Consider the following 11,212-nt stretch of genomic DNA (forward strand, 5'->3'; position numbering starts at 1 on the left):
GGCGCCTTGTGGGCTTCCTCGGCGTCGGTGCGGGCCTTTTCGGCGTCGGTGACGGCCTTCTGCTGCGCCTGGAGCTCCGCGCGGGCGTCGACGGCGGTCTTGCGTTGCGCGTCGAGCTGCGTGTGGGCGTCGGTGAGCTGCTGCTGGGCGTTGGTCAACGCGGTGTGCGCCGCGTCGGCCTCCCGCCCGAGCCGGTCCAGCTCGGCCTTCGGCGCTCCGCCGATCTGGGCGTCGTCCAGGGCGTCCTTGGTCGCGAGCGCGTCCTGGCTGAGCGACGAGATCCGCGGCGTCAGGTCCTGGATCGCCGCGCGGGTCCGCGCGACGTCCGCCACGGCGGTGTCGAACGCCGTCTGCCGCGTCCGGAGCTCGGCCTCGGCGTTGACGTGGTTCTCGATCGCCGTGTTCAGCTTCGTCGCGGCGTCACCCAGCGGCTGGTCGGTCCTCGCCAGCACGGCGGCCGCGGAGTTGATGACCTCCTGGGCTTCGTGCCGGGCCTCGTCGACCTTCTTCTCCGCCTCGCGCCAGTCGTCGGCCGTCTTCTTGACCTCGGTCTGGGCGTCCTTCAACGAGTCGCTGAAGGTCTGGTTCAGCATCGACTCGACCTCGGTGGCGGGCATGCGCACGCCGGCCGAGCCGGGCACCGTCAGGTCGACGACGCCGGTCTTGCCGCCGATCGTCGCGACCACGCGGTACTCGACGTCGAACTGCACGAGACCGGTGCGCGACGGGTCCTTGGGCTTGACGCTCCCGCCCTGGGCCTGCGCCGGGCCGCCGGAGACCGCGGACGAGTCCTCGTTGGCGTGCTTCAGCTCGACGCCGCCGGTGCCGACGTTGACGGTGTCCCTCGGGTCGCCCTGCTTGACCGCCGCGCTGCCCTGGGCGACGCCCACGGCCACGTCGGAGGTGTCGGCGACCTTGGCCTCGCTGGAGACGTCGGTCGTCTTCGTGGTCAGCGGGGTATCGATCTTGACGCCGTCGCTGAGCGAGCCCAGCTGCGGGTTCACGAGCTTCGCGTAGACCTTGACGTCGGCGTCCTGGCCGAACGTCAGCGCCGCCTCCTTGAGACCCGGCACGTCGAGCGGGCCGGACAGCATCGCGGGCAGGTGCGGCTGCAGGTTCTCCGGGCTGAGCGTCGAGAGCAGGCTGTTGAGCGAGCCCGTGCCCTTGCCGGTGAGGCCCTTGCCCGCGCCGGCCTCCGTCATCGCCTTCACGGCGGCGTCGCGCAGGTCGCCCGCGCCGCGCAGGTTCTCCACCGACGCGGTCGCCGGCAGCTGGGTGGCCCGGCTGTCCTGCTGGAAGGCGTAGGTCGCCTCCGGCGTGCCGAACTCGCTGCCGCGCCTGCTCGCCGCCGACATGTAGGGCTGCGGGGTGCCGCGACCGGTCGTCGGCTCCGAGACCTTCTGGTTGTCCGCGTGCGTGCGGACGACCATGTCCTGCTCGGCGCTGCGGACCTTCGCGACCTCCTTGTCGCCCTTCTCCACGACGAGCTCGAACTCGACCGGCACGTTGTAGCGCGCCGCCGGACCGCTCGCCGTGCGGTTGTGGCCGAACGCCGTGCTGGTCGAGGCCGTCACCGAGCTGCTCTGGGCGGAGCCGACGTTCGCGATCACGCTGAGACCCGCGGTGCCGGAGACGTTCGGGTTCGCGCTCCCCGGCGAGGCGAGGCCCGGTGCCCGCAGGCCGAAGCCCCAGCCGGTGCCGCGGCCCTTGCCGTCACTCTCCTTGCGGGAGCCGCCGTCGTTGTGGGACATGTCGACGCCGTCGTTGACGACCTGGTCGAACTTCGGCTCGCCCGTCTTCGCCCGCAGCGTGACCTGGTAGGAGTCCTTGCCGAACGTGCCGGGCTGGTGGACCAGCAGCGGCACGCCGCCGTCCAGGGCGCTGTCGATCATCGCCTTCACGCTGGACGGCGAGTTGAGGTCGACGATGCGCTGCAGGTTGCTCATCGAGTCCTTGAGCACGGAGTCCGGGATCAGCGCGTCGCTGCCGAACTTCTTGGTGTTCGTGGACAGCTTCGTCGTGAGCTCGTTGACCGCCGCCGAGAGGTCCGGGACCTTCTCCACGTTGGACAGCCCGAGCGCGCCGGGCTCGCCCGGTGCCACCGTCGACGGCGGCGCCATCTTCGGGAAGTCGGGCTTGGGGACGTTCGGCGCCACCCTCGGCAGCACACCCATCTCCCGCGCGACGTCCTCGGACACCCGCACGAAGACGGACTTCGGCAGGCTCACCTTCACGCCCTCGGCGTTCGGCGCGCCGCCGTGCACGAAGTTCTCGGCGCGGCTCTCACCGACGATGGTGAACTCGGCGTCGACCTGGACCAGCACGGTCCGGGCGTCGTCCGGTGTGGTCCGGCCGCGGTCGACGTTGCCGCCGATCTCGTTCGCCGTGGTCTTGTTGTCCGACCACGGCGTCCACTTGCCGGTGACCGCGACACCGCCGGACCCGCTGGGGTTCGACGGCTGGCCGGCGGGCGGCGGGGTGACGTTGGGCCGCACCGGGACGTTGATGCCGGCGACGAGGTCGACCGACCTGCTGGTCGTGGACGACCCACCGGCCTTGTAGCCACCGCTGAACGCGTTGTCGGTGCCGGTGGCGTCCGAGATGGACACCAGCTTCGCCTGACCGAGCTTGACCGACATGCCGAGCGCGCCGGAGCGGTCGGCGACGCGGCGGTCGTACTTGAGGCCCTGCTCCTGCACGCCGGTCTCGATGAGCCGCTGCAGGTTCGCCTTGATGTTCTCCGGGGCGAACATCTTGTCGATCTGCGCCCGTGACTCCGTGCCCGGCGTGGTGAGCGCCGAGTCGCCCTTGGCCGCGCGGTTGAGCGCGTCGATCGCCTGGTCCCGCAGCTCCGTCGTGTTGGCGACGGCCTCCACGTGGAGGAACTCCGGCGACTTCGGACGGGCCTGTGCCGGGTTCAGCAGGTCCTTGACGGTCGGGGAGTTCTCGATCGGCGTGGCCGACGGGTCACCCGGCTTGAAACCGTCACCGGGGTCGTCCTTGAGCGTCGAGGAGTCCGACACCCACAGGTTGACCTTGCCGTCGATCTTGTCCAGGCCGGCGCCGGTCTTGGCGACGGTCTTCACGTCCGGTGCGTGCCGGCCGGGCGCACCGGGCACGATGGTGCGGACCCACTTCCGGGGCCGCGTGAACGTGGTGATCTCCACCTCGAACTCCACGTCGCCCTGGAACACCTGGGCGTCCGGACTGCCGGGGTTGGACGAGGTGGTGCTCACGGCCGGTCCGGCCGAGGTCTTGTCCGTCCACGAGTGGCTGTAGGACGCACCGGCCTGCGGCATCGGGGTCAGCGAGGCGACGCCGGTCTTCACCGGGATGTTGGCCCTGCCGGTGATGCCACCGGTCCAGCCCTTGGTGGTGCTGGTGTTGGCGTCGAGCTTCGGGCCGCTCGTGGTGGAGTCGCTGACCGGGCGCCCCTCGGCCTTGCCGAGGTGCTTCGGGTCGGTCAGCTTCGCCTTGACCGTGACGTTGACGTAGGTGTTCGTCGTCTTGCCGGAGTTCTTCAGCTGCACCTGCACGCCCGGACCGAGCAGGCTGTCCATGTTCGCCTTCAGCGCGGCCGGGGACAGGTTCGCGTCCAGCTTGCGCTGGTTCGCGAGCTGCACGGCCACGTCACCGAAGCCCTGGCCCTTGCTGGAGCGGGGGTTCGCGTCCGGGTTGGTCCACTTCGGCAGGAACTTCTCGAACCCGGGCAGCTCGCGCAGCTTCGTCTCGACCTGGTTCTGCACCTGCGTCGCGGGCACGAACTCGCCCACCTTGGCGTTGCCCGCGGCGAGCGTGTCGGCGACGTAGGGCGGCAGGAACCTGGTGTTCGCGGTCGCCGGGTCGGTCGTGGAGTTGCGGGTGCCGGCCGGGGTCGGCAGGCCCACCGCACCGGCCTCGCCCAGACCCATGCGCATGTGGGTCGTGATCTCCATGGTCACGGGCTTGCCCGCGGGTCCCTGGACCTCGACCTCGGCGGTGACCTCGTACATGCCGATCTCGGCCTTGACCCCGATGCCGGACTTGCGGCTGGAGCTCGTCCCGGCGTTGACGCCCTCCGCGGTGCGCGCGGAGTACCCGCCGGTCGCGCCGACGGTGCCGCCGACCTTGCCGGGGACACCGATGTTGCCCCCGAAGCCCGCGGTGACGTCGAACCCGGTCTTGGTGGACGCGGACACACTGCTGCCCCAGGAGAAGGTGTCCTTGAGGTCCAGCGCCGCGTCGGCGTGCGTGCCGACGAGCTTCGCGTCCTTCAGCGTCGCCTTCATCTGCACCGCGGCACCCTTGCCGGCGTGCGGGCTGATCAGGTCCGGCGAGGTGACGAAGCCGCCGAGCATCGCGGGCAGGTTGTTGCGGATCGAGGTCGGGCTCAGGAAGTTCTGCAGCGCCTCACGCCCCGGCGAACCGATCTTGGTGATCGACGGGTGCAGGTTCTCCGCGACGTCGTTGAACAGCTTCCCGGAGTCCTTGACCACCACGGCTTCCGGCACGGCGTTCTCGGCCTTGAGACCCCACGCCGCGTCGGCCGGCGTGACCGCCGCGGAGGACTTGCCGGAGTCGACGATCGTGCTGAGGTCCGTCGGGACCTGCAGCGTCACGTCGGGACCGGTGCTCAGCGTCGAGAACAGCGAGGGGTTGCCCGACGCGTCGTACAGCGTGATCTCGTACGAGACCGGCACGGTGATCTTCTTGGACCCGGAGTCCGATCCCTTGATCGCACGCTGCTCGGTGATGGAGGTGCTGGTGGCCTGCGACACCGCGGGCGTCGCGAGCGCGGCCTTGCCGCCCAGCGAGCCGTACGGGCCCATCGCCACGCCGGCCGTCACCGCACCGCCGACGTCGTTGGACGTCGAGATGCTGTTCGTCGTCGTGGACGCGGCGGCGGCCTGGTAGTTCTTGTCGACCTTCGTGTTCGCGGCGTCGGTGGTGCTGCTCCCGTCCGCGTGCATCTCCGCGCGGACGTTCGCCTCGAACCAGGCGTTGCCGATCTTCACCTGGAAGTTGCGCCCGTCACCGAGGAACGTCTCGAAGTCGGTCTCGATCGCGTTCTTAATGCGGGCGGCGTCGTCGGGCCGCAGCCCGTTGATCCCCCGCACCACCGCGTCCGCGCCGCGCACGTCGGTCGGCACGATCGAGCCGAGCGCCTTGTTGTCCTGGAAGAAGCTCGGCAGGTTCGTGTCCGGGAGCTGGCCGACCGGCTGCGGCGCCATCGTCGTCATCGGGATGACGGGGTTGGGCGTCGGCCTGGGCGGCGCGGGACGGGTCTCCGGTTCCGGCGCGGGACGGGTGTCCGCGTCCTCGTTCTGACGCGTCTCCTGGAGCTCGTTGGTGAAGTCGAGGAAAGCCTCGAGGTGGGCGGTGTTGTGCCCACCCGCCTGCGCGTCCCGGATCTGCTGGTCGACGTGACCGCGCACGGCCGCGAGGTCGGCGTCGCCGAACTGCCGCCAGGCGGGCGCGTTCACGTCGGCCGGCAGCTGCAGCGCGTGCGTGGTGAGAGCCGCGTCGCGGTTGTTCGTGAGCTGGTCGACCCGCTGCTGGTAGTACTCGACCTGGCGGTCCGCGGCAGCCCGCCGGTTCGCCTGCTCGTCGAGCATCGTCTGGGTCTTGAAGCGGTCGGGCACGATGTCCGAGGCGTTCCACCGGTCACGGGCCGTCTTCATCTCGTCGAGGCGCTGCTCGGCGATCCGCGTGCGCTGGTCGTGGATGGCAGGCGGGCCCGCCTGCCGGGAGACCTCGATCATGTGCTCGATCGCCGCCGAGCGTGCGGCGTCACGGCCGTACGTCTGCTGCAGGTCCCGCAGCGCCGCGGTGTCCAGGCCGTACAGCGACGCCTCGAACGACCGCTGCGGCGTGCCCTCGTGGACGGGACCGAAGCCACCGGGGACGACGAGGTCCATGTCCGGGCCCGCGGAGCGGGACGACGGGTCCTGCATGAACGGCCGCGGCTCGGCCGCCGGGGCGGCCTGCTCCTGGCGGACCTCGGCCGGCGGGGTGGTGTCGTGGTCCGGCGCGTCGGTGTCCGACTCGGTGGACGTGCTGTCGTCGGATTGGATCGATGCCGAGTCGTCCACCTCGACCGTCGGCGTGTCGGGCCGGGACGGCACGGGCGTGTCGGGCCGGGACGGTGACGGCGTCTCCATCATCCGGATTTCCCGGATCTGGTCGTAGAGGCGGTCGAGTTCCGGCGTCGGGAGACCGCCGATGCGCGCGTCGCGGATCAGGTCCGTGACGCGGTTCTCGATGATCTCGGCGTCGACCGGCGTCACCGTCTGCCACTCGGGTGCCGTGGTGTCGGCGGGCAGGTTGAGCGCGTAGGTGGTCAGCGCGTCGGTGCGGTCGTACTGCAGCCGCATGAGCTCCTGGTCGAGCTGGCGCGCGTGGTCGATGAGCCGTTGCTGCTCCGCCCAGCGCTGCGCCTGGTCCGTGCGCATCAGCTCGGTCTTGAACACGTCCGGCAGGGCGTCGGTGGTCCGCCTGAGGTCGCGGACGTCCTCGCGGGTCTGGCGGATCTCGCTCTGCAGGTCCTGCAGGTGCTGCTGGAGGCCGCCTTGCTTGCGGGCGATCTCCTGGTAGCGGGCCATCTGCTCGATCTCGAACGAGCGGTCCGGGTGGGTGCTGTGCTGCTCGGCCAGCTCGGCGAGTTCGGCCTGCGACTTGCCGTACAGCGATGCCCGGAACGCCGCGTGCTCGTGCCGCGGGGTCAGCACGCGGTTGTCCGGCTGCGCATCCACGTCCGACTGAGCATCCACGTCCGACTGAGCGTCGGCGTCGGACCGTGCGTCAGCGTCGGATTGTGCGTCGACATCCGACTGCGTGTCGAAGCCGGGAGTGCTGTAGATGCTTGCGGTGTCCCGCTGCGTGCGGTGCTCTTCGAGAGCGCGGGCCAGCTGGCGTGCGTTGAACTCCCGGGTCCTGGCGTCGAGATCGCGCAGGCGCTCTCCACGCGCGTCGATCTCGGCGTTGAGCTGCTCCAGGCGCTGCATCGCCGCCTGCAGCTTCGCGTACTTCTCCGCGGACTTCTCGAAGCGGTTGCTGTAGTCGGGATCGCTCACGAACGACAGGTTGCGCTCTGCCTGCTGCACCAGGGCTTCGGCCTGGGCGATCTTCTGGTCGAAGTCGACGGAGGTGTCGACCTCCTGGCCGAGCATCTGGTTCAGGAAGCCCTGGAAACCCGTGTTCGACGCTTTGCCGGCGCGGTAGTTCTGCAACGCCTCCCTGGCGTCGTCCACCTGGGAGGTCAGTCCGTCCAGACCACGCGTCGAAGCGTGGTTGAGCACGGTGCGGATGTCGGCCTCGTTGCGCACCCGCTGCTGCAGCTGCTTCAGGTCCGAGGCGTCGAACCCGGCGTTCTCGGCCGCCGTGATCTGCGCGGTCAGCTGGTCGTCGAGGCGGGGCAGCACGTCCGCCGGGAGGTGCTCGAGCTTGTCCGCGTTCGGTCCCGCGACGAACTTGTCGATGAGGTGGGTGGTGCCGAGCCCCGGGCCCTGGGCGACCAGGGTCTCGATCTGGCTGTTGGTGCTGTCGAGGAGGTCGGTGAGGGTTTTGACCTGCGCGTCGACCTGGGCCCGCTTCGCGTCGTGCTCCGGGTTCCTCCACAAGCTGGACCTGCGGCGGGGTGCCTGGGACCTGACCTCGGCGATGCGGTTCTCGAGGGTCGAGGCGCGTTCCCGCAGGGCGTTGACGAACGCCTGCGGGCCGCCGGGGTGCGCGGCCGCGCGCTTGACGAGCTGGACCTTCTGCGCGGCCTGGTAGAGGCCCTCGTCCTGACGGCCCTTGTAGAGGTCGGCGATGGTCTGGTTGACCTCCGCCGAGGACTTGCCCGCGAGCCAGGCCTCCATGCCGGCGCGGACCTCTTGGACCGACGGGGCGCCGAGTGCGCCGAAGGTGCCGTTCTGCGAGCTGATCTGCACCTGCGTCGCGCCGTCCGGGCCGTGCACGGTCTGCACGCCGTTGTTGTCGACGACGAGCTGCACGTCCAACGCCTGCCCGATCGAATCGGGCAGGTGCGAGCCGACGTGGGAGTCGGCCCACGACGGCGTTTCCAGCGCCTTCGCCACCAGGTCGGCGGGCGACGGCAACGCGCCGTTCGCGTTCAGCTGCTGGGTCAGGTGGTTGATGACCTCGACGTTGCCGGGGTTCGTGCCGGCGATCTTGGGGCCGGCGTTCACGACGTCCCAGCGCCTCGACGACCCGTTCGCCAGGTCGTCGGCGAGGTTCGCCCGCCACTGCTGGGTCTTGGCGTCGGGGGTGAGCCCTGGCGTGTTCGGTTCCAGGTCGGGGTGGAACTTCGCCAGGGTGTCCGGGCTGACCTGGTTCGCCACCCAGTTCGCCAGGGCGGGCGGGGTCAGGCCGGGGTGGTTGTGGTTCTGCGGGTTCTGCCGGACGTCGTTCAGCACGGTGTCCACAGTGGATCGCACGTCGGCGGAACCGACCAGCGGCGAGGCGTTCGGGACCGGCGCGTTCTGGAACGCCGCACTGCGCAGCACCGACTCGACCAGACCCACCCGGTCCAGGTTCGGCAGATGAGTCTGGTTCGGACGGACGTCGACGTCGATGTTGCTGTTCGAGTCGGAATCCGAGTCGAAGAACCTGCCGGGCATGGTCGCCGGCCTGGTCGGGAGGTCGGCGTCGGGGTTCGGGTCGGAGTCGATGCCGTCGGTGCCGGGCGTGGACACCGGGGCGTCGTTCGACGGTGGCTGGGGCGTCCAGCCCGCGGGTGGCGGCACGGTGGCGGGCCCGGGCGGGTCGATGGTCGTGTCGGGGACCATGACCTGGCTGTTGGCAGTGCGTTCGATCAGCCAGAGATGGCGGGGCCGGATGCCGGGGTCGGGCAGGTGGGCGGCGGAGCCCATCAGACCGCCGTCGTTCTGGTGGACGCCGGAGTTCGTGTCGTGTTGTTGCAGGACTCGGGTCGTGTCCTTGTATTCGTCGGGGACGCCGAGGTAGTGCAGGGTTTCGTGGGCGAGGACTTCGGGGCTGGTGTCGGGGTTCCAGTGGTCCTGGTCGACGTTGGGGTTCTTCGGGTCGACCTTGACCGTGGTGTGGGCGTCGGCCTTGTTGTCGGTGAACTCCAGGTTGACGTGGAACTGGTCGCCGCTGGGCAGCCGGAAGCCCTGGTTGAGCAAGTTGTTGACGCCGTTGCTGGCGTTGTCCCTGATCTGCGCGAGCTGGTCGGCGGTGACCTTGCCGTTAGGTTCGAGGTGGACCTTGACGGTGTATTCCTGCACGAACTTGCCGGGACTGGTCTCGATGCGGCGCAGGTCGTAGTTGATGAGGCCCTTGTAGGCCTCGATCTTCGACGGCGTGCTGTCGGTGCGCACGTCACGCACGTCGAGGTCGACGGTGCGGACGTCGGTGTCGTTGCGTCGGTCGGCCCAGGTGCTGCGGTCGGCCGGGTTGTCCGGGTTCGACCACTCCGCGGTCCTGGCGGGGTCGTGACGCCACGACTCGTCGCTCAGGACGTCCTTGCCCCGGTGCGACTCCGGCGTCGGCGGCGTCATCGCCGGCGGCGCACCGACCTTCGGCACGTCCTTGCGAGTGCCGTCCGGCTTCGTGTTCGAGCTGGGAGCAGGCGGTGCCGGGGGAGCGGGAGGCGGCGGCACCGACGCCGGGGGAGCGGGCGAGGTCGCCGGCGCGTCCCTGGTGGTGGGCGTCGGGCGGTTGTCGCCGTCGGTGTTCCGGGGCGAGTTCTGGTTGGGGGCGTTGGTGTCCGAGGCCGTGTCGGTGTCGGACTTCCCGTCGGTGTTCGCGTCGGGGGTGCCGGTCGACGACGACGGGGGCGCGCCGCGAGTGCCACCCTTCGCGTCGTTGTCGCGAGAACCGCTGTCCCTGGCGTTGTCCGCGGTGTCCGGCGTCGGCTTGGGCCTGCCCTCCCCGACGGCGTCCCTCAGCACCTCGTAGGCGGAAGTGGCATTGGACACGACGGAGCTGTTCCTGTGCGGGCGGTCCTGCTGGAACGTGTCGGGGTTCTGCTCGAGGATCTTGTAAGACCCGTGCTCGGAGAACTCGTCGAACGCTTCCTTGCGGAACGCGTCGCCGAGCGGGTGCCGGAACGGGATCTCGTGGGTCTCGATGTTGTTCCTGAAGTCCTGGCGGGAGTTCCGGCGGCCGCTGCCGTCCAGGAAACTCTCGTAAAGGCCTTGGAACCTCGACCCCGGCAGCGCCGCGGCGTTGATCGTCTTGTTGATGTCGTTGCGGTTCGTCGCCTCGTGGATGGCGAACGCCTGCACGCGGGGAGGCGGAGCGTCGGGCGTGGCGTTGTGGTTCAGGTGCTGCTGCAACTGGTACTGCGCGGACACGAGCGACAGCCCGCCCTGCGTGTAGTCGATCAGCAGCACGTTCTTGCCGGGCGGCAGGTCACCCAGGAACTCGTCGAAGTGCTGGTCCAGCATGTCCTGCTGCTGGTCGGTCAGCGGCTCGGTCTTGGGCTTGCCGTCGGGGCCGTGGTAGGCGGGGATGAGGATCGAGTTCGGGTCCGAGGGCAACGGCCGGAAGTTCGACAGCGGGATGGACACCGCGTCGTGGCCCTGGTTCTGCAACGCGGCGACCACGGCGGCGGGACTGCGGCCCAGCCCGACGTAGGAGAACTGGTCCGGCGGGTACTTGCCCGTGATGTCCGTGGCGAGGTCGTTCACCGCGTCGAGCACGTGCTGCTGCTCTTGGATGTCCTGCTCCGCAGCGATGCCCATCATTTCGCTGTGGAAGTCGGCGGCGTTGTCGATGCCGTAGATCTCGGGCTTGCGGTTGCCGCCGCCCAGGTTCGCGTCGTAGAGCAGGGGGTGGATCGCGGATTCGACGGTGGTCCCCTTCGGAACCCTGATCCCGTTGTCCGCCAGCCACTTCCTGACCATGTACGGCGTCAGGCCGACCGTGGTGTTCTCGTCGACCCTGATGCCGACGAACTCCGACGGCTTGTTCGGCCCGAACGCGAGCCCGCCGTTCTCGTCCTGCTGCCAGCCGGAGTCGTTCGCCGGGTTTTCGGCGCGGTAGCTGTCCACCCGCTGCTCGGTCGTCTGGAAGTCGACGGCGTCCTCGTACGCCGACTCGCTGTCGCTGTCGCTGTCGGTGTTGTTGCCGGACCGCGGGCCCTGGTTGTTCGCCGGGTTCCGCGAGGGCGGGACGGCCGGCGGCACCGCGACCAGGTTCGGGTCGGCGGTGGTGTTCGGCGCCGGGGCGGGGGTGGCCGAGGGCGAACCGGGAGGCGGCGGCGCCG

At 70.0% G+C, this 11,212-nt stretch carries 1 pseudogene; it reads right to left on the reverse strand.

The features are described 5' to 3' along the window. A pseudogene (locus tag L6E10_RS38370) lies at nt 1-11,212 on the reverse strand (hypothetical protein); the annotation flags it as partial.

The organism is Lentzea sp. CC55 (assembly GCF_021056325.1).
Taxonomy (GTDB): Bacteria; Actinomycetota; Actinomycetes; order Mycobacteriales; family Pseudonocardiaceae; genus Lentzea; species Lentzea jiangxiensis.